Below are 500 nucleotides of genomic sequence, written 5' to 3' on the forward strand. Positions count from 1 at the left end.
GAAGCAGGCCGACCAGCGGCTGCGCATGGCGAAGACGCCTGAGTTCGCCGCCGAGGTGCATTCGCGCGAATACGAGCGGCCGGGCGCGGCCGAGGCGAACATCGCGCGGCGTCAGCGATATGCCCGCGAGGTATTCGGCGGCCTCGGTCAGGCCAACGCCGCGCAGATCGCACAGCAGACTGCGGCTGCGGCCGCTCCCGCTGGCGGCAACACGACCACGACGAGCACATCGACGACCGAGACGAACATCAACGGGCCGATCACTGTGCACACGCAGGCGACGGACGCCGCGGGCGTGGCGCGCGATCTGGGCGGTGCGTTGCGCCGCTACAGCTTCGTCGTGCCGCAGGCCAACACCGGATTGAGCTGATATGCCGCTGCCGAACCTAACCGTTCCCACCTTCCCGAACGTGCCGAACCTGCCCGGCGTGCCGCCGCTCATCCGCGCGCCGGGCGAGTCGCTCGGTTCGTTCGCGATCTCGCTGATCACGACCGATGCG

Annotated in this window: 1 protein-coding gene; it reads left to right on the forward strand. The window is 69.6% G+C overall.

All coding sequences use genetic code 11. The features are described 5' to 3' along the window. Positions 1-370 (forward strand): hypothetical protein (locus tag SB660_RS18945; RefSeq protein ID WP_410583755.1); only part of this gene is annotated, 370 nt, incomplete at its 5' end. Between the last annotated feature and the right edge of the window lie 130 nt (positions 371-500).

The organism is Bacillus sp. SIMBA_005, from assembly GCF_046535585.1.
Lineage (GTDB): Bacteria > Bacillota > Bacilli > Bacillales > Bacillaceae > Bacillus > Bacillus pumilus.